We start from the raw sequence: 21,272 nt of genomic DNA on the forward strand, positions 1-21,272 counted from the left end.
TTTTCCGCATGAAACGCGAACTCCTTACGACCCCCCTGAAACGCATTCGGCCGGTATTTTTTAATGTGGGTGAAAACGTCAAACGGTATGAACAGGTACGCGGCCTGTTTGTCGGCGGCCACGACCGGTTGTTTGCCGAACCCCTCGTAACGGGGGCTGGCCGCGACGAAATTACCTGGTACGGGGAGTATCCCGGCGATTTTCGGACGCTGGCGTCGTATTCGCCCGAGGAACAACAACAGCTTCTGCCGATCCTGAACGAGCAGGTCAACTACCTGTTTCGCGACATCATCCGGTATATCAAAAAAGGGCCGGGGCAATATGACCGGGCCAGCTACCGGAATCTGCGCCAAAGTGTCGAGAGCTTTCTGGAAGTGCCTTCGACGGAACACATTCTGGTGTTCAACACGCCCGACGGCCCCCGGTTTACGCTGACCAATTGGGGGTTTATGTTCGAAACGGAAAAACCCGAGCGCAACATCATCCGAAAACTGGTGCCGTTTGGCGTCACGCCCGTGGTGGTCAGGGCCATGTATCGACCGACGAACCTGCCCGCAGCCAACGAACCGCTGGCGGTTGAGTTTGAAACCCATAAACGGACACTTACGACCGACGAACAGGGCCTGTTAACGATTGCGGAGGTTCCGTATCTGAGCGAAATAACGGTGTATCAGCAGGACGCGGGTGGGCAGCCGGTGAACAGGCAAACCGTCTTCGTGGATGAGCGAAATCCGGCGGAACCGTATCCGGTTTTGCTCGAACGGCTGCCGTTTTCCATGTTTTTCCGGGTGGTAGACCAGCACGGGCGGGCGGTTCCCAAACACCACATCCGGCTCGATTATCAGGGAATGCAACTGCCCGCACAAGCTGACGAACAGGGACGGTTGCTGCTGAACAATACCTATTATGGCGAAAGTGTGCAGTGTTACGACCTCGTCGATAAGAAAGAGCCGCTGGTCAAGACCTACGTCCACGAACGCGGCCAGACCGACTATGTAATTCCGGTTTTTATTCCCGACCCGCTCAAACCGGTGAAGCGCGGCCTGGGTTGTCTGGGATTGCTGCTGGGACTGCTGGTGCTGCTGGTGGCCGGGCTAATTGCCTACTACTATTTTGCGTATGACGAAAAACCGCTCTCCCAGAATCAGTTGAACGCATCGGTACGGGGGCATAAAAACCGCCTTTCAGCCCCGGACAGCCTGAACGCCGTCGCCCCTGATTCGACCGCCGTGTCCCCGGATACCCGGAACGAAGCCGGCCCGGAAATTCACGATGACATTGCGCTATCTCAATGCAATGGCGGGCAGGACGGGCAGGATTATCAAAGCCCTGACATCAAGGTGGTGATTGCCGAATACGATCTGGGCAAGGAAGATGCCACGTTCGCGCTGGACTACTACACCGATGCCGTCCCGGATCAAATCGAGGTATTTGAAGGCCGCAAAGATGATATCGATGAGGATTCAAAACCGCTGTTCATTTACTACGGCAGCACGATCTACGACAGTTGGTCGCGGGCATCGATGCAGCAACTCATCAAAACCAAAAGCCAGTATGTAACGGTTCGGGTAACGGGGCAAACCATCTGGAATTACCGGGTCAATTGCCCACTGAACCATCAGTAGTAATGCGACGAATACAAACCGTGCATAAACAAAATAGCCTGCCAAAGTTTATTTGGCAGGCTATTTTGAATGGAATAAAATTCTAAACAGGTTCCATTCAAAACTTTGCTTTTAAGCAAATATCCCCGTTGTTACTAATTCCCAACTTTATGCTATTTAGTTGAGAAATCGCCTTATTTCTGGAATTATATAGATTGACCGATGCCGCCGTTAGTTCGTTTGAAACTTCGATCAGACACAACCCACCAACAAAAAGCCCTAACCCGCCCAACACTTTGGGCAGACTCCGTTTTGTATACGCCACCTGAACGTCGGCAACATTTGGATTGGTTGGTGTGCGTATGCCCCGGACAATTGAAGTGGCTGGATTCCCTTTGATACCAATGTAACCGATAACCAGACCCGAAACCGCCACAACCGGACCAATTGGTTTTAGCACATTTCCAAACTGGAACCTTTTTCTGGCTTTGGGGACAGATTCCAATAGCTGGCTTATGGCAGAGTTCGACAATTTGGCCCCATTTTGGTAGACGGTGGTGGCAAACAAGTGTCGTTTAGCGCGTAATGTATCATCCAGTTCAGGGGCCGTAAAGTTCTTTAGGGCTTCTGATACACCTCTTTCCTGGAACCGTTTAACATACCTGAGAGCTGAGTTATTCCCATTCCAACTAGCCTGGCCCGGCGCAGTGGTTTGAGCCAGGGTGGGCAGAGCCATCAAAATTATAAAGAAGGATACAAGTTGTTTCATAAATTATCTAGTTAGAAGTAGCGTTTAACCAGCAGACCCAACCCCAGATTTTGTTCCAGCACGCCGGCATTGTCGTAAGCAACAATGGCATTTAAAGTGTATTTCTGTACGGGAAAAGCGATGTGTTGCTGAACGGAGGTTTGCGTAAAACTCAGCGGGACATCATAATTCCCTAAATTTTTACTCATCGAAATCCGGGTTACCAAATCAAATTTCTTTACCCGACTCTGCACACCGATGGTAACGGCATTTACCCGGTTATTGACGATGAGGTTGCGGTTTGCGGCCAGATTTTGTGGCAGACCTGTGGTGTAACGCAACGGCATGATAAAAGGCGTACCAATTGTCTGCCCGTTATAAGTCCAGCCGTCGATGTATCTCCCGTTATTAAAATAATCATCATTACCCCGCAGTTCGTCAGCGGTAGCTCTTCCGGAGCTGACACTCCCTCCCTGACTGGAGGTGTGTAAGTATTCGACGACCACCCGAAGGATTCCGCTCGTGGCTTGTTTTCGTTTAAAAGACAGACCCAGCAATCCATCGGAGATGTTATTTAAATAAAACAAAGAGCCATCTTCATAAATAGATTGTCGATACATAAACCACTTGGTACGGGCATCTTCATACTCCAATCCAATATCAAAAGTACCTAAATGATTTCCGACCCGGTTTCCACCTTCGGCTGAGGCTTTGCCATTTTCCACCTTAAAATCATCTGAATACAACGTTTTAGAAGTGATCACATAGAGATACGATTCCAGATCGCTGCCATACCGGGTTATTTTAACGCCCCGATCAACACGATCATACAAAAGCGTGCCGCCCCATTGTACCTGATGATTGAAGCCGCCATGAAATTTAAAGCGCCAATCCGGCTTTCCTAACCGGATGTACAAGCTTTTTTGATGCAGGTAATAATTCTGAATCCAGTCACCTTTGCCAAACCAGCCATGAGCGAAATTACCTTTCACGGCAATCAATCCATTTTTTAGAATTGGCGTATAATTAGGCAGTGAAACTTGCACCTTAGGTATTGGAAGGGCATTTCCTGACCAGATGTACGAGCCTATGCTCAAGACCGAGTCGGCTAATCCAACGAGTTCCCGCCGTCGGCCGGCATACAACTCAAATGCCCCATAGCGCACTTTGCCGTACAATTCCGTCAGTAAAACCTGATTGGTTGAGCCCACATTCAGGACCGCCCGTGCTCCATAACCGTACGAGAATTTTTTGCCAGCCAGACTATCGTATTCTTTTCTAACCTGCGCCCGGAGTGTAAAGCCCCGGGATTTCAGCGGGACCTCGCCGTACTGATTCGATCGAATCCAGAATGGATTGCTGGCCGCAGTTGATAAATAGGTGCCGGCTTCTACCCCATACTGTGGTTTACGGGAAATGCTCTGTGCATCGGATAGATGACAAAGCAAAAAACTCACCAGCCCATACAAGGTTAGTTCTAGTTGTTTAGGCATACGTCAGAAGAGAAGGGGGTGAAATAGTCAGTGGAAGTGACTATATTTTGAAGACAATCAGTTCATTGCAATTAATTTCTCCACTTTATTTTTACTAAGATCTACGGATATGCAAATATTCAGCGATTCAATTTTTAGCACGATCGTTTTTCCCTGTGTCGATATGACTTGCCCTTCCTGATCTATGAATGCTCCGGAAGCAATTCTGAGTCGTTCAGCAGTCTTGAAATCAACAATTTCAATCGAATCGTGATCAAAATCATTCAGCATATCCTTAATCAAATCAATCTCTTTTTGCTTCACAATAGCTGGCTTTTTTAGCCAGTTAAGATAGCCAACGACCCCCGGTACGCCATAAACAACCTGGCGTTCATTTTCTTCAACATTCACAAAGCAATACGATCGGAACAAAGGTTCTTCAACGATCTTGAAGCGATCGGACCATTTTCGCTTGATTTTCCGAAGTGGACAATAGACTTCGACACCTCTTTTCTGAAGCTCCTTGGCAGCAAGCTTTTCAGAACGGGATTTCGTGTAGATAACAAACCAGGGCATAATTCTTTGATTTAGGAAAGTAAGACAGAGAGAGTATGCGAAACGACCTGATAGGTAAATTGTATAAACAATCCCCTAACTAAGATTAATTTTCAAAGACTAGCTAATACTATTTTTAGAATTCGCTCGGCTGCGTTCCCATCGCCATAAATGGGCGTAACCGACCGAATGGGGAAATGCTCAAAGTGGGCGTAGGCTTCCATAATTCGGTTATAAGTAGCATCGCAGAGTACAGCCGCCCCGCTTTCGATAATCTCGACCCACTCGGTTTCCGGACGCAGAATGATACACGGTTTTTCAAAGAAGAAGGCTTCTTTCTGAACGCCCCCGGAATCAGTCATGATCAGTTTAGCCTGTTGCTCTAACAGCGTCATTTCCAGGAAAGAAACCGGTGGCACGAGTAGTATATTGGGATTGTTTTGAACGGTCTGAAATAAACGCGCATCCAGCAAGGCATTCATCTGCTTGACCGTACGGGGGTGTACAGGCATAACCAGCTTGATGCCGTAGCTGGTAGTTATCGCTTGAAATGCCTCGAAAATGGTAGTAAGTCGGTCAACTTCATCCGTGTTGGTATCTCGGTGGAGGGTTGCCAGCAAAAACTGTCCCGGTTTCAACTCCAGTCTTTCCAACAGATCCGTTCGACCGGCGGCTAATTCCGAAAAGTACAGGCTATTGTCATACATAACATCCCCGACATTGAACACCCCCGGGTTGTCTACGGTATACGGGGGCGCGTTGTCGGCCCGAAATCCTTCCCTGAGGAGGTTGTCAAAACCGGTTTGCGTCGGCGGAAATAGATACGTGGAAACGTGGTCACTCAAAATCCGGTTGATCTCTTCCGGCATTCGCTTATTAAAAGAACGTAAACCGGCTTCGATATGAACAATCGGAGTATGCACTTTTGCGGCCGCGATGGCTCCGGCCAGGGTTGAGTTCGTGTCTCCGTAGATGATCAGGCAATCGGGTTTTTCAGTCTCAATAACCGCTTCAATGCCCGTAATCATTTTGGCGGTCTGCTCGCCATGTTTCCCGGAGCCTACGTGTAGGTTGTAGTTAGGCCGGGGAATTTGCAGTTCCTCAAAAAAGACATCCGACATCTCCCGGTCGTAATGCTGACCGGTATGAACAATCACTTCCTGAACAAGCGTTGGGTATTTCGTTTTTATGGCGCGACTGATGGCGGCCGATTTAATAATCTGCGGCCGCGCACCGATAATCGTCAGGAGTTTGAGCATAAATGGAACTGCGTCATCTTTTATGGTTTATTTCCCTGATCGGAACCAAGCCCACAGCAGCAGAAAACCCAGCGTCACGCCCAGCGCATTGGAAACCAGGTCATTGATATTGAAGGTGCGATAGGGTAACAGCAACTGCAGGTATTCGCAAAAGGCGGCAAAAGTCAGTGCCAGCAGATACGACAGCCCAATCCGGATGCGGTTCCTGTGATGGAGTTCCCAGCCATAACCGCCCACCAGTACCCAGGGGATAAACAGCAGGGCGTGCGACAGGTAGTCCAACCGGATTTCCATCACATAATTATCGTTAAGATTCCCCAACAGTTGACCCTCTCCATTCAGGGGTAAGGCTACCAACAGAAGGATGCATACAGTATAAACCCAGGCTATGGTTCTGGCGGTATTGGGACGAAGAAGGGTAGTTAGTTGTGACATACTTGGAGCTTGATCGCCATGATCGGACTTCGTCGATTAATCTCTCACGAAGAAATAGCGCTTGATGATATTCTTAACATTCTGAGTCACCAGTTCCTGCGTCCAAAAATAAGGGTTATCATTCCACCGCTGCGGATGAAAAGTAAACATAATCTGATTAGGAAATCCAGGTTGCTTTGCCGCAGTGATAATGTCGTCCGTAGTCTTAAAGGAATGCGTAAAAGTGGTTGACACTTTATCGCGGACACTCACTTTCTCTCCATCCCATCGCCGACCAGTATCCGTCAAATAGGCCACTTTGTTAAAATCGATATCAAAATAGGGTTCGCCAATAATTCCAAAATCCCGGTAGGAATGCGTTTTCCAGAGGTCTTTTGAATCGTATTTCGAAAGTGGACTCCCGTGCATACAAATGGTGGCAACCGGTGCCAGACGGCGGAGTTCAGTTAGATTTTTCTCAAAATCCTGAATGGCCATTGCCAAATTACCTTTGCAGGTTGTCAGGCATTCGTAATGATAACCGATTTCGTGGCCGAGTTCGGCAATCTGCCGGATAATTTGTTCATCCCAGCTTTCAGGTACAGCCCTGAAATAGTAGACGCCTTTGACCCCCAACTCGTTTTGTAGCTTCGCAAAAGTGAGTGAGTTTTCTGGGCGCAGATCAACGTCATGCCGCAGGATAATACTTTTTTTATTCGGTATTCTTAAAAATTCATCGAAGGTTTGGAAATTATATTTTTTTGAAAGTAATAGCTTTAAAAGTTGTCTATACTTATGTTCCGTAAAATCCATCAGCGGAAATTGTATTGATAATCAGGATTTTCCTTCATAATTGAAGCACTTTTTGGGTAGTTTTCAATAAACCATACAAAAAATTTCAAAACATTGATTTTTTCCCCGAGCATTCTGGTTTGCTTGCTTTTATATTCTGCATTAAGCGCTTTATTCATCAGCATTTCATTGACCTTTTCAAAAAAACGATCCACCTCATTCGTCTTAAAACTACTGGTAAGTTTATAATTATACTCGAGTTCGTTCAGAACACCGATTTCTCCGGCAAAATCATTGAAACGAATGCCTGGTGTTCCCAGCAAAGCGGCTTCTACTGCCATTGATTGACTATCACCAATATACATTTTAGCGTAGGCCAGTATGTGGTGAATTTTCGAAGGGTTAGCCGTCAGCTTATATTTTTCGAATTCAGGAGCCAGGGGCCTTTCCGAAGTTATGAATACATTTCCGTAAGGTTCTAAAATAGCAATCAATCTCCGGGCAATTTCATTGGTAATTCCACTTTTATTGGTATCGTGATAAGCCACCAATTCGGCAAACCGCAGTATAAAGTAATCACGATTAGCTAGCTCACCTATTTCTTCGACTTGAGCTTTAAACGCAAGTGGATGTAAATAAGCTAGTTTATGAAAACCGTTATAACCAACTTTCTTAAATTCCCATTTTCCCGCGTTACAAGACTGCGGTGACAGGATTACGCTAACAAACGGATAGGCAATTTTCGCAAACTGAGGAATTATAGAAACATCGTCTTCACTAAAAACGAAAGAAGGAATTCTGTAAAATTTCCCCAAATGAGTTAAAGAAGGCTCTGATCCCAATAATAAATCAGGCTTGAAGTCCTTAATAATTCTGGATATCCTTTTATACTTCCTTAAATAGCTTATAACAATAGAAGTAACACTTTTTTTTCTTACCTCAGGTAATACATTTAAAAACTCAATATTATCTTTTAAACACAACTCCTCAAGAATATCTTTGGTTCGACTCAAAACCTTAACAGTATTTCCATTTTTTTTTAGCTCAATAATTATATTTTTAAATAAATGGTAATGCGCCGGGTGGCCTAAGAAAATCAGGCAATTCATTTTATTTCTCAAGTTGCTGAATGGGCGTAATGGTTTTCAACACTACTGCGGGGGTTCCGCCAACAATAGTATAAGGCGGAACATTCTTTCGAACGACAGATCCAGCTGAGACAATAGAATTTTCGCCAATAGTTACCCCTGGTAAAATAACTACATTGATAGCAATCCAGGCCCCTTTTTTAATGTGTACAGGTTTTACAACATGAGACGACTCACCCAGGATCGCCCTTAATGGGGCTGTAGGATTTGAATGTGTTAAAATATATACACCACCGGCTAAAGATACATCATCTTCGATCGTGATTAAGTCTGGTCTTACCCGATCTAGTATATTTCCACCTCCTAAAAAAACGTGTTTTCCAATTTTAACACCTCTGAGACGTTCAAGTCGACAACGGTTTTTCGCTCCAATTGGAAACCGGGTCATCGCCATCCATTGTAAAACTTTACCAAAAAAGGACTTAAATAAACCACCTACAGTTTTAGCTTCTAAATTGGCGCTTCCCAATTGGTCTTGGGCAAAAGCCATTATTTTTTTCTCCATACTTTTAAATGTATCTAAGGACAGTAATGAAACTATTCAGTTATTAGCTATATAAATGAATAAGAATAGACTTTATCGATTTATTGAATATCAATTATCTCTTTGGCCGATACCGACATGGGTGTAAATCCGTAGAGTCGCTTAAGCAGGGGGCGAAATTTGTTCGCCAGCCAAAAGATTAGTTTATAATTTGACGGATAATCAAATGTATTCTTATTGGGAGAATTCCAGATGGTTTTAAACTCTTCTTTTGTCAATTCCAGTTTTTTAATAATATATTCACGCGATCGATCCAGTTCAAGCTGCGAATCAAAAGGTGCATTGATTTGCTCTAATGCTTCTTCCCGCGTAATGGCTTGGCTGATTACCTGCGCCGACAGGTTTATTTTTCGTTTGTCAATCGCAAATTTTTTGGGTAACCAATACGCCATAGAAAATTTAGTAAATAAATTCTCATGATGGTGTCCACCGTAATCTTGCCAATCGTAAGTTTCTATCAACTTTTTTTTGGCCTCTTGTTTGTTATAGGCTAAAAAGTAATAAGGACGAATATCTCTTACGCCTTTTATCAGGCCCGTGTAAATCATTTTCGGCAGTGTCAACAATGGATACGTTTTGAGCTTAATTCCCGATCCGTATTTATCGTGAATGTACAATAGTTGCCGGGCATCGGCATACGTCCATTCTTTGGGCTGCTTTCCTTCTGACCTGAAATCGTTACCCCGCAATATGAATTGAATGCCTTCTTTTCCGGCTATTTTATACATTGTTGCCTTGATTGCCAAATCAGTAGGTGTATCGATCCACGGCATCGATGCCTTCATATACGATTTTAGTAAATCTTTTATTTCTTCATAATCGATGACATACGTTTCTAAATCGATCTTTAATTGAGTGGTGATTTTATATATATTCTGAACTGCAATTTCACTATTAAACCCATTGTCCAGATTGACTGCCAAAGGCCGCAAGCCATATTCCTGGGTCAAATGCAATAAATAGGAACTGTCTACTCCCCCACTTACACCAACCAGACAATCATATCGTTTATTGACACCAGAAGCTTTTATTTCTGCAACCAACTTATTCCAATCTTGCGCTCCTTTCTCTCCGCGCGGGTAATCGGCCATCATTTTTTCCTGCAGTCGGCAAAAATTCGAAACGCCATTCTCATCGAACTGAATTCCCGGAATGGTTTCATCCCACACACCTTTACTGCAAACTTTCATACGTTAAGCAAATAGATTGACTAGTTCCGCTTGTTTGGGGTAATTTACCAAAACCGCTTTTCGGGGACCGTGGAAAACAAATAACGAACCTGCACTGACCGCCGAAGCGTAAGATTCCCGAACCGCCCGTTTAAAATCGAATAGACTTCCCGCACCACCAGCCGCAACCACCGGGATTTGAACAGCTTCGGCCACCTCTTTAATGAGCTTGAGATCATATCCCTTCATCATCCCATCTTGTTCGATTGAATTGATAATGATCTCACCCGCCCCTTTTTCTTCCACAAGTTTTGCCCATTCAGTGGGGTTGAGACGCGTCGCTTTACTACCATTACGTATATACACCTGCGTCTGACCCCAAAATTTCTTCTTCACATCGATGGACACCACGATGGTAGAACTCCCAAATTCATCCGCTGCCTGTTGAATAAACTGAGGATTTTCTACGGCGATGGAATTAAGAATAACCTTTTCCGCTCCGGCATTGATAATGGCTTTGATGTCTTTAATTGAACGGATTCCGCCCCCAACCGAGAAAGGCATGTTAGCTTCATCTCCCACCTGACGGACAAAATCCAGCGAGATCGTCCGCTTCTCTTTCGTAGCCAGAATATCTAAAAAAACCAACTCATCGGCTTTCAGGTCATTGAATATTTTTACGGCGTTGATTGGATCACCGACATACCGATAATCTTTAAACTGTACGGATTTAACCAATCCTTTATGTTTTAGAAGAAGAATAGGTATTACCCGCGGTCGGAACATTTAGCCTGTAACAAATTTGATTTGTTTCTAAATTCCTATGAAATTTTCTATTAGCACCGCTCCCCAATCATGGCTTTTTTCAGGATGAAACTGCGTTCCGTAGATATTGTCTTTTACTATTGCAGAAGCAAATGAGCATTCATACCTGGTCATGGCCAGGACATCCCGCTTCTCTTTACAGGCTACATAGTACGAATGAACAAAGTAGAATAAAGTATCTTCCGGAATGTCGTTAAAAATGGGTGATTCTTTTGTAACCCGAGCGGTATTCCAACCCATATGCGGGACTTTGTACCTCCGTTCATTCTCTATTCTAAACCGAACCACCTCAGCATCAAACCATCCCAGCCCCTCGACATCGCCTTCTTCACTATGGCGTGCCATTAACTGCATACCGAGACAAATACCGAGGATGGGCGTCTTTTCTACCAGAACTTTGTGGTTCATCACGTCCCAAATACCGGACTCTTTCAGTTTTCTGACGCCGTTGGCGAAATGACCCACGCCAGGTAAAACCAGTTTATCCGCCTTGGCAATCACCCGAATGTCCGACGAGATACAAACCTGGCGGTGAAGACGTTCAAACTTCTTTTGTACGGAACGCAGGTTGCCCATGCCGTAATCGATGATGACAATGCCCGTTTGCAAGTTCATTGGATTTGGCAATAGACCTCCCGAATCTGTTGGGCGATCAATCGGTTATCAAACTGACGAATGGACTCTCTCGACAAAACCGGCTCCGTATTGGCCAGTGCTTTGCGAATTTTGTCGGCTACATCGGTCGCGTCGTACGAGGTGATATAACAGCCTGCAATGTTGCCCATGACCACCTGAACATCCCCAACGTTGGTCGACACGACCGGGCAGTTACAGGCGAGGGCTTCTTTGACAAACTGCGGTGAGCCTTCGGAATGTGAAGTCATCAGGGCCACATCGACTGCGGTGAATAGCAAGGCAACTTCTTCGCGTGTGTAATTTTTCAATTCGATCAATTCGACGGTTTTATCCTGAAGCAGAGCAACGGCAGCCCTGGCCAGTGGATAATTCTTAACGGCAATACCGGATCTGGAAGAAAACAGAATGTATTTTTTATATGCCGAAAGGCCCAACTGCCGACGACTCTGCTCTTTGCTACGGGGTATGAACACATCAAAGTCAACGCCACAGGGAATAACCGCCCGTTTCGATTTATTAGCGTAAATCGCCTTGCTGATCAGTTGAGCACTGATGTAAATCGTTTTGCGGCTCAGTAATTCAACGATTAGTGAGACCATTCGCAGCGAAGGAAAATTAATATCTGATCCGTGAAACGTAGCGACTACGGGTACCTGTCGTTGCAGATTAGACAGCAGTGCCGACAAGGCCACATGGGCATGAATGCAATGATACCGGTTTCCGCGAAGTTGATTAATCAAATCGCTCAGGCACGATAAATAACCGTAGATTCCTTTTTTTGTAACAAAGAAATAATCGAACGCAATGGCCGGATCGATTTGTCTAACCGCTTCTACCTGATCGTAGATAAAGGCCTGATGCTTTTTGAAATCAAAGTTTTCAGCATTGCCACTGCAAACGATCAATATCCGCATTGTACTTTACGATCGCCCTGCCAGCTTAAACCAGTTCCAACCAATGACTATAACGCAAATCAACACCAGGTAAGGCACATAGTATTTCTTGTTTTTTGCATTCATCTGTGAAATACCGTAAGCCGCCAGAATCAACAGGAACGGAACGAGGGGGAGATGGAATCGCTCGGATAGAGCAAAACCGCTGGATGCCAGCACAAAAATGTAGGAGAAAATAACCGACAATAAGAGAATATGTTCCCGTACCTGTTTGCGCTTGTAAAGTGCAAACAGGCCAATAAACACAAAGAAAGCGTACACATTGCGCGTAAAATAGGCCCCGCCCAACATCATAGCATTAGGCTGATCTGGGATGTTAACGAGCGTTGGAAAGGGGGCCATTAGCATAAAAGGGAGAAAAATACCACGTGAACCATAACGTGCCAGTTTATTTGCCCCCTCCCGTGTGGCAAAATTATCCATTTGTGAGGTAAGGTTCTGGTCACTTGCTTCTATATACTGATTGATATTATCACCAAAGGGAGTTGTGGCAATAAAAAACGCCCCCACTGTCAATAAAACAATAAGTCCAAGCCTTTTTCCCAAGCCAGTAATCCGCTGATTAGTAAGAAAAGTAGCGATTGCTAAAGAACAAAAAAGGCATCCTGCCAAAACAGTTCGAAAAAAGAATAAAGAGACTCCTAGCCCTCCTATCAATATGAGGTATGTTAGTTTTATTTCTCTCGACCTTATTTGAAGATCTACTTGATAGACAAACAAAACCACAAGAAATACCATCTCTATTTCTTTAAGGTTGAGACCACAATAATAGATTAAATTCGGTACTAGCATAGACATAATACCGGCAATACGACCAGTATTTTCACCAAAATTATTCCGAGCGATTTTATAAACAAGAATGCAAGTAAGGCTACCCAATAAAGCCTTAATCAATCGAGGAATCAATAAATAATTACCAAATGTATAGTAAATAAGTCCCAAATAAAGTGGGTACCCCATATCGGAATAGTTTTTCCCTATGTGATCCGAATATACTGACCATTGGTTATTTTTAAGCAGAGTAACGAGCCAGGTAGCTTCGTAGTGATAGGTCAAAGAATCAGCAGCCGAAAATTCAAAGGGTTGTCCAGTCATCCAGTTATAAAAAAAATAACTAAATAATACCCATATAACACGGACAAAAAACGCCGTCTTATAAAGTCTACTAATAAAAGCTGGCGTTGATAACTTGGACCACCGAAGCGAAAGTGTTGATGAAAAAGAGAAGAATAGCAATACTTCAACAAAATCAAAAGTCAGCCAATGTAGCGGAATGGCTCTATGTAAAAACAATAGAAAGATAAGTATTGTAAGCAATACAAAGGCTAGTATACTTTTGCGAGTAAAATACTTGGGAAAATAAGCAACAGATTTATCAGTCATTAGTGCTTATTATAGACTGATAGTGACCCTTCAAAGTATATATATGCTTTTGAATAGAATAAATTTGTCGAACTCTAGCCGCATTGCCAGATGCTTGTTGTTGAAAAAATGATTGTCTCTGCAAAAAGTGACAAAATTTAGTAATCAGATCATCAATATCTCGGGTTCTGTAAATCATCGCAAGTTTTCCATTTTGTGTAATTTCTTTCATAACTTCCCAATCATTGACAAAAACAGGAATTCCTGCGGCTATAGCTTCGACTACTGCAATACCAAAGGTATCATGATCACTTGAGTAGACAAAAGCATCTAAATTATGCAAAATGGCTGGTACGTCATTCCTTGATCCAAGAAAGGACACCTGTTTCAGAATCTTATGTTCAGCGCAAAAAGAAATGCAGTTATTGTATAAATCCGGTGTAGATTCACTAATAGCACCGACAAAAACAAAATAATAATCAATTTTTAAGCGAGTAAGTTCGGATAGAAATCGACAGATTGTCAATTGGTCTCTTCCGGGAACAAAATTTCCAACACTACCAAACAAAAGTGTTTTCTGGTTTAAGCCCAATTCCAAACGAATATTTTTATTATTATTTACTCCGAACTTATTAAAATCTACGCCATTATAGACTGTTTTCTGCTTATGCAAAAGGATTCCTAACGAATAGGATGAAATATAATGCCCCAAAAGATGCTGGCTAACATACAAGTTTAAATCAGTACGTCTAATAATAAATCGAACAATTTGGCTTGCAAACTTATTATAGCCAAAATTATAGCCATGAAAAGTTAGCACTAAGCGAACCCCAGTTCCTATACAAGAAAAATACGCAAGAAACGCATCAAATGGCAATTGCGCGTGTACGATTTGTACCTTTTCTTTCTTAAGTATCATCCTAAGTTTAAAAAAATAGCAACAAAAGAATGGAAATCTTATAGGTAAATAATGAATTGGAATATCAGTTTGATGAAATTCATGCAAAAGTGAACCTGATTTACGATGAATCATAAGGCAATCTAACTTCTCTTGGCTTGCATGTTTTAACGTATCTAGTAACAAATTTTCCGTTCCACCTCTATCAAGAGACCCCATTAAATAAGCAACTTTCATCTTCTCAGAAGTTGACAAATGGCTTGTTTCAGAGAAGAAGCTACTTTCTTTATTTTAAAGTATAATTTAACAAAAAAAAGTGGTGAGCGATAAATAAAATGATAAAAAAAAGGTTGCTGCTTAAATTCGACTTTATCCAATATAGATTTGACCTCATACGCGTACTGACCTGATATATAATAAGGTAATAATGAGCGAACTCGTAATCCATCCAAAAGCCGTTTCAAAGAAGCAGACTTATGCTCCATTGCATTAAGATAGGGAATATTAAAAATAAAATGAGATTCAGGTGGTTGAAGAAAATAATTCCCGATAGCTCTGTTAGGTAACTCAACATCTTGATTGTAGAAAGCAAGAGGTTCATTAAGATAAGCTATTTTATATTGAATTGCGTAGCGGATCCATAAATCAAAATCTTCACCAAACTTTAGATTAGTATTAAACCCACCTAGTTGATGAAAGGTTCTTTTCAACAATACAACTGAAATGCAAGAAAGTGGCATCCACCAAGCATATGTATAAGCAGAAAAATAATCAATATAACCTCTAAATCCTTTTCTTTCGTGATTAAGTGAAATTGTAAAATGATTATTCTTAACCCAAAAGTATTGTGTACCAAAAATAGAAGCCTCCGGAAAATCTTGAATTAAAAAGAAAATATGCTCTAAAAAGTGTATACTCCACCAATCGTCCGCATCAAGAAAAGCAATGTAGTCAAATTTTGCTGCCATTACACCATTATTTCTAGCTACAGAAACGCCTTTATTACTCTGATTAATAATAAAAATTCTAGGATCATTAAATTGCATTGCAACCGAAAGACTATTATCTGTTGATCCATCATTAACAATAATTAATTCAAACTCTGTGAAGGTTTGTTGAAGAATAGAAGAAATACATTGAGAAATATACTCCTCTTTATTATAGAGCGGGATAACAATAGAATACATGTACTTATACTAATTCATGTTTGAGATAGCGCATTTTTCAGGTATGGAAAACAAGTTAGTGAAACGACCTTTCCTTCTTGTTCGAAAAGCTGTTCGACAATCGTTTGAATACGATCCTGAGCTTGCTGTAAGGAATCAAAAACCCGGTGTTTTAGCTGTTTTCGTACCTCTTTGAAAAAGCGTTCGACAGGGTTTAATTCTGGACAGGCTGCGGGTAGCCGCTCAAATACCAACTTCTGATTGTCAAACAGTTGAGGCTTATGAGCAGTAGCCCCATCAGCAATAAAGAGTGATTTTTGCCCAATACATTCTCGTACCTTACCAATGAACCAAGAAAACGATTCACTATTCAATTGAAGCAAAAAAGCCGCAAAACCTTCCCCATTATAGAGTAGAGCATTAGTCTGTCATAAACGCTACCTCCTTCTTTCGGAAGAAGCTACAAACTAAATCAGAGCCTTTTTCCAATAGCTTGACTTGTTGCCTGATGGCCTCCCTTAGGGCGGTTAAGCTGGTGAATACTTGGTTTTTCAGGCTGCGTTTCAAATGACTCCAAACCAACTCTACTGGATTTAACTCCGGGCTGTAAGCGGGCAAACGCTCTAAATGCACTCGACCCGGCCTGGCTGCTAAGAAAGCCTTGATCGCTTCACTACTATGAGCCTTGAGCCCATCCCAGATCACCAATAGGTCCCGCTTTCGGTAGCGGTTACAGCGTTTTTCCAGAAACCACACCAGATCTTCACCCGTGTAGGCCTGATTCTGATAGCCCACATAAATACGGCCGTTGGGGGCAATGGCGGCTATCAAATTCCAGTGTTCACGACCTGCCTGCTCCTTGACCACCGGCGTGTGTCCCCGTGGGGCCCAGGTATGGGCCAGCAGGGGCAGCAGGTAACAGGCAGCCTCATCGATATAAAGGATCACTCGGTGCTCCTGCCGGGCTTTTTTTTAGCGCAGGCAGGCGCTCGTCTCGCCAGTCTTGAACAGCTTGAGGATTTTGCTGGCGAGCCTTCTTTTGAGGTTTTTGCCAACTCCAGCCCACTTTCTTCAAGATGCGGCCTACCTGAGACACATTATAACTCACGCCAAAGTGCTGCTCAATGACCGCATTGATCCGTTTACGAGTCCAGACCTCCCCGGCAAAACCGTGGTGGAGAGTCCCTTTTTCCAACTCCTCTACCAGATGCGTTAATTGTTCCTTGGTCAAGCGAGTGGGAGCGCCTGTTGGTTTACGGTATAGCAGGGCTGATTCACCCTGCTGCTTAAACTTGGTCAGCGTCCGGCTCACTCCGCCTTGCGTTAATCCTAAGGCCGCAGCGATAGCCTTTTGTTTCCAACCTTCCTGCCAGAGTGCTACACAGCGACGGCGTAGGACTTCATAGTCTTTTGGTTTGTACTTTGCCTCCATCAAAACAAGATACGAATATTACAGAATTATGCCTTCCTCAATAATGCGAATAAATATGTTTAAAATAAGCATCCATTTGCCAATATACTAGCAAGTACAATTACCTGTTGGCTTTTAAAATTCCATGTCTAAAATAAGGTGGAGAAAGATTTTTATGAATAAATAACATATATCCATTAGTAAAAGATATATTAAATCCTAAACAACTTAGAAAATAAGAAATTTGATGAGCATCGCTATTATTGTGATAAGTACAAACCAATAATTTAGGAAATTTACTAAACTTCAATAAATTATTTGCTTTTTTTAAAATTTTAAACTCATACCCTTCTGCATCAATTTTAATAAAATTGACAGAAACATCCTTAAAATAAGCATCAAGAGTTATAGTATCTATATTATCTATATCTGATACATATTTAGTAATAATTGAAACTTTATGTGCCCATGGCTCAAATGTAGACTCTAGTGCCTCTTTCCATTTAGGATCAGGTTCAAATATATAAACTTTTGACGCCTTCTCAACAACATCCAATGCAAAGTTACCTTCTGCAGCACCAATATCTAAAACAACATCACCATTATTTACATCAAAATCTTGTGATAAATACCGATGTGGAGACGCTTTATTTTGCTCAATTAGTGTACAGAGATAATTAACACTAACTTGTTTTTTTGACAAATAAGATTTAGGGTAAAATAGTTTTTTTTTATTATGATAAACATAGAACATCTGCTTATCAGAATCCAGATAAACAGAAATACTAGATGGATCAAAATTTAAAGAAAATTCATAAGGAAATACGTATGAAAGTGAATTATTTTGATGAATAATATTGTTTAAAAAATCAATTTCTTTAATATATTTTAACTTTTCTTTTTTGTAAAAAAAGAAGTAAATATTAATTTTCAATATCAAACTGTTCAATCCTTCGTTTGGAGAGAAAAAAAAAGTAGGATTAATTATTCTAAAAAACAATCGCTTAAATGTGGATTTTATTTTCATAAAAATATTATTAACATAATATTAAAGCATGCTTAATCTAGAGTAAATCTTCTTAATTAGATAAAAAATATAAAAAGAAAGTGGAAATCTAGCGAGGGTAGTCTTTAATGAATAATAGTCTAGTTGACTTAGTTTTATACTGTAATATTTAGCTTTTTCGAAATTGCACACGTGCCAAGAAGTTGAAAGCAAAGCCTTATATTTATAGATTTTCTGTTCTTTAAAACCAGGAAATCTAAAGATTAAAGGGAAATTGTCAAGAAAATATTTATACATTTTTTCGTGTTTTTCCATATAATCTTCAGTTTTAGCTATATCTTGGGAATTACTTTCGGAAATGTGCCCAACTCGGAAAGTAGCTGTAGAGATAGCAAGGTACATAATCTTTGAATATATTGATATAACTAAATAAGTACACCAGTCTTCAACGGGAAAATCATTTTCAACAAAATTATTTATTGGAACGAATTTATCAAAAACATCTTTCCTAAAACAAGGTGTGCAGGAACAAATATTATAATTATTAATTAATTCTTGAGTAGAGATATTCCGAGAAATATCATTATTTAAATATGTATTATAGTTTTTAATAATTTTATTTGTTTTTGAATTTAATATATCAAAATCAGTATACACCAAGCCATAATCTTTGTTTGACATTAAAAAGTCAACTTGAATCTGCATTTTTTTCTTATTATGCCAATAGTCATCGTGACCACAATAACAAATATAGGATCCAGTGCAATTATTAATGGCATTTTTAAAATTCGAAATAATTCCACGGCGATCATTATTTTTATAAATAAAAATATTTGAGTATTTACCTATGAAAGAAGACAAAATTTCAAGGGTATAATCGGTGGAATTATCATCAGATATAACAACTTCGAAAGGATATGATGATTGTTGATTTAATATACTATAAATGGTATCATGAATGTATAATTCACTTTGATAAGTAAGAACAATAACAGAAACAACATAATTACAACGTTTCATTTGTAGATGAGAAAATTAATCGGTCAAAAAAGCACTTCTATTTTTCAAAATATCAAAGAAAATGTTTGGGAATATTATTTGGTCATTTTGCCAATCGGTTTAGCATCAATGCACAGTTAACCTACAGAAGCTAGGATTCTGAACTGCTGGTGGTCTGCTCATAATCTTTAGCAACCCGTCGAAAGTGGTTTAACTAGGCAAAAGTTCGTTCGACTACCCACCGTTTTCTAATTTGTAGCTTTTGGTTCCACGATAATAGCCCTTTCAATATGTAGACACCCGCCTGCTACCTGCTTGATTAGCGGAATGAACGTACACACTCCAAAGCCTGCCTCTTGTGTCAACGATGATCTGCCGTTTGCGTCCGTTTACCTTTTTAGCCGCATCTAGTCCTCGTTGCAAAGAGGGTAAAGGAGATAGCTTAACGCTCTGGCTATCAACACAGACTAAACAGGGTGTCGATTCTCTTCCCTGAGTAATTCGATCCCTCTGATTTAATGCTTCGCTTAGCCGATTCAGACAGCCTTCCTACTTCCATTTTATTAAGTAGTAGTAAACGGCCTGTCTGTGGGGATAGTAGGACGGTAAATACGCCACTGACAACCCGTGCGCAGGATATAAAGAAAAATGTTTGTCACCGCTCGGGCGGCCAGGTTGCCGCAGGCAAAACCGACGTTTCCGATTAGCAAATAGGTTTCAGTAACTTACCAGTGGGTGTCTGTAAGCTCATTAGATTGAGTAATCATCCTTCATAGTGTTGCAACATAAAGGTAAGCAGGCACCCGCTTTTTTCATCAAGTTATAAAATTCCCAACAACTTCTAAAGGCCAATTTGGAGGCTTTCTCCAAGAGTTTGTTTTGAAGCTGAAGGGCTACCCGGGGTTGGGTTTAAAAAACCTCCGGATACCCCGCTGGTTTTTCAGGCTTCGCATAAAATAGTTCTAACCTAATTCAACTGGACAGTTGGCAGTTGCATTCAACTCCGGGATATAGGTTAGTATGCGGCCCAAGAAATACTACCCGAGCTGGCTATTAATACTAATTCATGTTTGAGATAGCGAATTTTTCAGGTATGGAAAACAAGTTAGTGAAACGACCTTTCCTTCTTGTTCGAAAAGCTGTTCGACAATCGTTTGAATACGATCCTGAGCTTGCTGTAAGGAATCAAAAACCCGGTGTTTTAGCTGTTTTCGTACCTCTTTGAAAAAGCGTTCGACAGGGTTTAATTCTGGACAGGCTGCGGGTAGCCGCTCAAATACCAACTTCTGATTGTCAAACAGTTGAGGCTTATGAGCAGTAGCCCCATCAGCAATAAAGAGTGATTTTTGCCCAATACATTCTCGTACCTTACCAATGAACCAAGAAAACGATTCACTATTGAGGCAAAAAAGCCGCAAAACCTTCCCCATTAAATGGACAAAGAGTTAGATAGAGATACGTGTTTTCGTATCCAATACGTACAGGAGCCGTCGGGCGATGGCCTTTAGGAGTCCATTTGTGACCCAGTTCGGTTCGCGTTCCAGCCCGTAGTTCGTCATGAAACAAAATGGCTTCGTCTGCATAATCGGCCCGCAATTGGCTAAACTTTTTTAAAAACTTCAATGGCTCCAGGCTGCTGACGGATATTGACCGGGCGCCCAGTTTTACGCTTGATTTTAAGCCGTTTACATAAATCACTCACTCCGCCAATGGTATAAATGACCCCTAAACTACCCGCTAAATAGGCTTGAATATGGGCCAGTGTTTGGGCTTGATTATCCAATAAAAATTGGCGCAATCGAGTAATTTGCACACTACTGAGCTTGCCCCAGCCTCGGCGGGAAGGCCCACTCATCAACGCGTCAAAACCGCCCTGCTGGTAGGTATGCCAAAGTCGTTGAGCATGACGTTGGCACAGGCCAATGGTGGCTCCGGCAGCTGCTTGAGAATGGCACTCGCCTGATTTTAGTAAGCGTAAAAATCGGGCTCGATCCCGATTCAAAGCAGGACCCCGCCGTTTTTCGGCTTCGAGCAGAAAATCAACCTCTTCTTTTATTTTGTCAGCATATTTCATCGTCCAAATATACGCTATGTCAATCTTGAATTAGTATAAGGTGTAAATAAAGTTTTTTAGAAAACTCCCCAGAACCGTATAAGCCTGACTATGATAGTCCCAGAAACGGCCAATGGGTGCATAGCAGTAATCAAATTCCAGTGTTCATGGCTTGCTTTCTCCTTTACTACTGGTATTTTTCATAGGTATGGGTGCAAAAACCGCAGCAAGCAACAGACAGTGACTTAAATATAAAAG

23 protein-coding genes and 1 pseudogene are annotated in these 21,272 nt (G+C 41.8%); 1 reads left to right on the forward strand and 23 read right to left on the reverse strand.

Features of this window, described 5'->3' with window-relative positions; genetic code table 11:
• The first annotated feature begins 8 nt into the window (after positions 1–8).
• Positions 9–1,625 (forward strand): hypothetical protein, encoded by a 1,617-nt coding sequence (locus DUE52_RS21085; RefSeq protein WP_114408033.1) that lies wholly within the window; start codon positions 9–11, stop codon positions 1,623–1,625.
• 97 nt (positions 1,626–1,722) lie between these two features.
• Here the strand turns inward: DUE52_RS21085 and DUE52_RS21090 are convergent, their stop codons facing one another.
• The 23 genes and pseudogenes from DUE52_RS21090 to DUE52_RS21195 all read right to left on the reverse strand — a co-directional run bounded on the left by DUE52_RS21090 (position 1,723) and on the right by DUE52_RS21195 (position 21,035).
• Entirely contained in the window at positions 1,723–2,373 is a 651-nt protein-coding gene (locus DUE52_RS21090; RefSeq protein ID WP_114408034.1) for a hypothetical protein, read from the reverse strand.
• 11 nt (positions 2,374–2,384) lie between these two features.
• Positions 2,385–3,845, reverse strand: a complete 1,461-nt coding sequence (locus tag DUE52_RS21095; RefSeq protein WP_114408035.1) for a capsule assembly Wzi family protein — start codon at positions 3,843–3,845, stop codon at positions 2,385–2,387.
• 57 nt (positions 3,846–3,902) lie between these two features.
• A complete protein-coding gene (locus tag DUE52_RS21100; protein ID WP_114408036.1) occupies positions 3,903–4,400 on the reverse strand; it encodes a UpxY family transcription antiterminator in 498 nt (165 codons plus the stop codon).
• A 92-nt stretch (positions 4,401–4,492) separates the two neighbouring features.
• Positions 4,493–5,638 carry a non-hydrolyzing UDP-N-acetylglucosamine 2-epimerase gene (gene wecB / locus DUE52_RS21105; protein WP_114408037.1) on the reverse strand — a complete coding sequence of 382 codons (1,146 nt, stop codon included), beginning with the start codon at positions 5,636–5,638 and terminating at the stop codon, positions 4,493–4,495.
• A gap of 27 nt (positions 5,639–5,665) precedes the next feature.
• Positions 5,666–6,073, reverse strand: coding sequence for a VanZ family protein (locus tag DUE52_RS21110; protein WP_114408038.1), 408 nt, complete (start codon positions 6,071–6,073; stop codon positions 5,666–5,668).
• A gap of 36 nt (positions 6,074–6,109) precedes the next feature.
• Positions 6,110–6,865: a polysaccharide deacetylase family protein gene (locus DUE52_RS21115; protein WP_114408039.1), complete on the reverse strand. Its 756-nt coding sequence runs from the start codon at positions 6,863–6,865 to the stop codon at positions 6,110–6,112.
• Positions 6,865–7,953 carry a glycosyltransferase gene (locus tag DUE52_RS21120; protein WP_114408040.1) on the reverse strand — a complete coding sequence of 363 codons (1,089 nt, stop codon included), beginning with the start codon at positions 7,951–7,953 and terminating at the stop codon, positions 6,865–6,867. The genes DUE52_RS21115 and DUE52_RS21120 overlap by 1 nt, the downstream gene beginning before the upstream one ends.
• Before the next feature lies 1 nt (position 7,954).
• A complete protein-coding gene (locus DUE52_RS21125) occupies positions 7,955–8,497 on the reverse strand; it encodes an acyltransferase (protein ID WP_114408041.1) in 543 nt (180 codons plus the stop codon).
• An 80-nt stretch (positions 8,498–8,577) separates the two neighbouring features.
• Positions 8,578–9,726, reverse strand: a complete 1,149-nt coding sequence (locus DUE52_RS21130) for an N-acetyl sugar amidotransferase (protein ID WP_114408042.1) — start codon at positions 9,724–9,726, stop codon at positions 8,578–8,580.
• 3 nt (positions 9,727–9,729) lie between these two features.
• Positions 9,730–10,491 carry an AglZ/HisF2 family acetamidino modification protein gene (locus DUE52_RS21135; protein WP_114408043.1) on the reverse strand — a complete coding sequence of 254 codons (762 nt, stop codon included), beginning with the start codon at positions 10,489–10,491 and terminating at the stop codon, positions 9,730–9,732.
• Positions 10,492–10,518: 27 nt separating this feature from the next.
• A complete protein-coding gene (hisH, locus tag DUE52_RS21140; protein WP_114408044.1) occupies positions 10,519–11,145 on the reverse strand; it encodes an imidazole glycerol phosphate synthase subunit HisH in 627 nt (208 codons plus the stop codon).
• Positions 11,142–12,080, reverse strand: a complete 939-nt coding sequence (locus DUE52_RS21145) for a glycosyltransferase (RefSeq protein ID WP_114408045.1) — start codon at positions 12,078–12,080, stop codon at positions 11,142–11,144. Before DUE52_RS21145 ends, hisH begins: the two co-directional genes overlap by 4 nt.
• 6 nt (positions 12,081–12,086) lie before the next feature.
• Positions 12,087–13,502: a glycosyltransferase family 39 protein gene (locus DUE52_RS21150; protein ID WP_114408046.1), complete on the reverse strand. Its 1,416-nt coding sequence runs from the start codon at positions 13,500–13,502 to the stop codon at positions 12,087–12,089.
• On the reverse strand, positions 13,495–14,616 hold the full coding sequence (locus tag DUE52_RS21155) for a glycosyltransferase family 4 protein (RefSeq protein WP_114408047.1): 1,122 nt from the start codon (positions 14,614–14,616) through the stop codon (positions 13,495–13,497). The genes DUE52_RS21150 and DUE52_RS21155 overlap by 8 nt, the downstream gene beginning before the upstream one ends.
• Positions 14,613–15,566 (reverse strand): glycosyltransferase family 2 protein, encoded by a 954-nt coding sequence (locus DUE52_RS21160; protein ID WP_114408048.1) that lies wholly within the window; start codon positions 15,564–15,566, stop codon positions 14,613–14,615. The genes DUE52_RS21155 and DUE52_RS21160 overlap by 4 nt, the downstream gene beginning before the upstream one ends.
• 14 nt (positions 15,567–15,580) lie before the next feature.
• Positions 15,581–15,931 (reverse strand): annotated as a pseudogene (locus DUE52_RS21165) (transposase); the annotation flags it as partial.
• A 34-nt stretch (positions 15,932–15,965) separates the two neighbouring features.
• Positions 15,966–16,493, reverse strand: coding sequence for an IS630 family transposase (locus tag DUE52_RS32825; RefSeq protein ID WP_229312251.1), 528 nt, complete (start codon positions 16,491–16,493; stop codon positions 15,966–15,968).
• A complete protein-coding gene (locus tag DUE52_RS32830) occupies positions 16,474–16,977 on the reverse strand; it encodes a helix-turn-helix domain-containing protein (RefSeq protein ID WP_229312252.1) in 504 nt (167 codons plus the stop codon). Before DUE52_RS32830 ends, DUE52_RS32825 begins: the two co-directional genes overlap by 20 nt.
• 100 nt (positions 16,978–17,077) lie before the next feature.
• Complete coding sequence (locus DUE52_RS21175; protein ID WP_114408050.1) at positions 17,078–17,983, reverse strand: FkbM family methyltransferase; 906 nt, start codon at positions 17,981–17,983, stop codon at positions 17,078–17,080.
• A 21-nt stretch (positions 17,984–18,004) separates the two neighbouring features.
• Positions 18,005–18,982, reverse strand: a complete 978-nt coding sequence (locus DUE52_RS21180; RefSeq protein WP_114408051.1) for a glycosyltransferase — start codon at positions 18,980–18,982, stop codon at positions 18,005–18,007.
• Between the two features lie 264 nt (positions 18,983–19,246).
• Positions 19,247–19,501, reverse strand: a complete 255-nt coding sequence (locus tag DUE52_RS33115; protein ID WP_374755916.1) for a transposase — start codon at positions 19,499–19,501, stop codon at positions 19,247–19,249.
• Between the two features lie 524 nt (positions 19,502–20,025).
• Entirely contained in the window at positions 20,026–20,391 is a 366-nt protein-coding gene (locus DUE52_RS21190) for a transposase (RefSeq protein WP_114408053.1), read from the reverse strand.
• A gap of 170 nt (positions 20,392–20,561) precedes the next feature.
• Positions 20,562–21,035, reverse strand: coding sequence for a helix-turn-helix domain-containing protein (locus tag DUE52_RS21195; RefSeq protein ID WP_114408054.1), 474 nt, complete (start codon positions 21,033–21,035; stop codon positions 20,562–20,564).
• Between the last annotated feature and the right edge of the window lie 237 nt (positions 21,036–21,272).

It is taken from the genome of Larkinella punicea (assembly GCF_003334855.1).
In the GTDB taxonomy this organism is placed as follows: Bacteria; Bacteroidota; Bacteroidia; order Cytophagales; family Spirosomataceae; genus Larkinella; species Larkinella punicea.

Coding starts and splice junctions, on each gene's coding strand:
- DUE52_RS21085 (WP_114408033.1), top strand. CDS start 9: ATGAAACGCGAACTCCTTACGACCCCCCTGAAACGCATTCGGCCGGTA.
- DUE52_RS21090 (WP_114408034.1), bottom strand. CDS start 2,373: ATGAAACAACTTGTATCCTTCTTTATAATTTTGATGGCTCTGCCCACC.
- DUE52_RS21095 (WP_114408035.1), bottom strand. CDS start 3,845: ATGCCTAAACAACTAGAACTAACCTTGTATGGGCTGGTGAGTTTTTTG.
- DUE52_RS21100 (WP_114408036.1), bottom strand. CDS start 4,400: ATGCCCTGGTTTGTTATCTACACGAAATCCCGTTCTGAAAAGCTTGCT.
- wecB (WP_114408037.1), bottom strand. CDS start 5,638: ATGCTCAAACTCCTGACGATTATCGGTGCGCGGCCGCAGATTATTAAA.
- DUE52_RS21110 (WP_114408038.1), bottom strand. CDS start 6,073: ATGTCACAACTAACTACCCTTCTTCGTCCCAATACCGCCAGAACCATA.
- DUE52_RS21115 (WP_114408039.1), bottom strand. CDS start 6,865: ATGGATTTTACGGAACATAAGTATAGACAACTTTTAAAGCTATTACTT.
- DUE52_RS21120 (WP_114408040.1), bottom strand. CDS start 7,953: ATGAATTGCCTGATTTTCTTAGGCCACCCGGCGCATTACCATTTATTT.
- DUE52_RS21125 (WP_114408041.1), bottom strand. CDS start 8,497: ATGGAGAAAAAAATAATGGCTTTTGCCCAAGACCAATTGGGAAGCGCC.
- DUE52_RS21130 (WP_114408042.1), bottom strand. CDS start 9,726: ATGAAAGTTTGCAGTAAAGGTGTGTGGGATGAAACCATTCCGGGAATT.
- DUE52_RS21135 (WP_114408043.1), bottom strand. CDS start 10,491: ATGTTCCGACCGCGGGTAATACCTATTCTTCTTCTAAAACATAAAGGA.
- hisH (WP_114408044.1), bottom strand. CDS start 11,145: ATGAACTTGCAAACGGGCATTGTCATCATCGATTACGGCATGGGCAAC.
- DUE52_RS21145 (WP_114408045.1), bottom strand. CDS start 12,080: ATGCGGATATTGATCGTTTGCAGTGGCAATGCTGAAAACTTTGATTTC.
- DUE52_RS21150 (WP_114408046.1), bottom strand. CDS start 13,502: ATGACTGATAAATCTGTTGCTTATTTTCCCAAGTATTTTACTCGCAAA.
- DUE52_RS21155 (WP_114408047.1), bottom strand. CDS start 14,616: ATGAAAGTTGCTTATTTAATGGGGTCTCTTGATAGAGGTGGAACGGAA.
- DUE52_RS21160 (WP_114408048.1), bottom strand. CDS start 15,566: ATGTATTCTATTGTTATCCCGCTCTATAATAAAGAGGAGTATATTTCT.
- DUE52_RS32830 (WP_229312252.1), bottom strand. CDS start 16,977: ATGGAGGCAAAGTACAAACCAAAAGACTATGAAGTCCTACGCCGTCGC.
- DUE52_RS21175 (WP_114408050.1), bottom strand. CDS start 17,983: ATGAAAATAAAATCCACATTTAAGCGATTGTTTTTTAGAATAATTAAT.
- DUE52_RS21180 (WP_114408051.1), bottom strand. CDS start 18,982: ATGAAACGTTGTAATTATGTTGTTTCTGTTATTGTTCTTACTTATCAA.
- DUE52_RS21190 (WP_114408053.1), bottom strand. CDS start 20,391: ATGGGGAAGGTTTTGCGGCTTTTTTGCCTCAATAGTGAATCGTTTTCT.
- DUE52_RS21195 (WP_114408054.1), bottom strand. CDS start 21,035: ATGAAATATGCTGACAAAATAAAAGAAGAGGTTGATTTTCTGCTCGAA.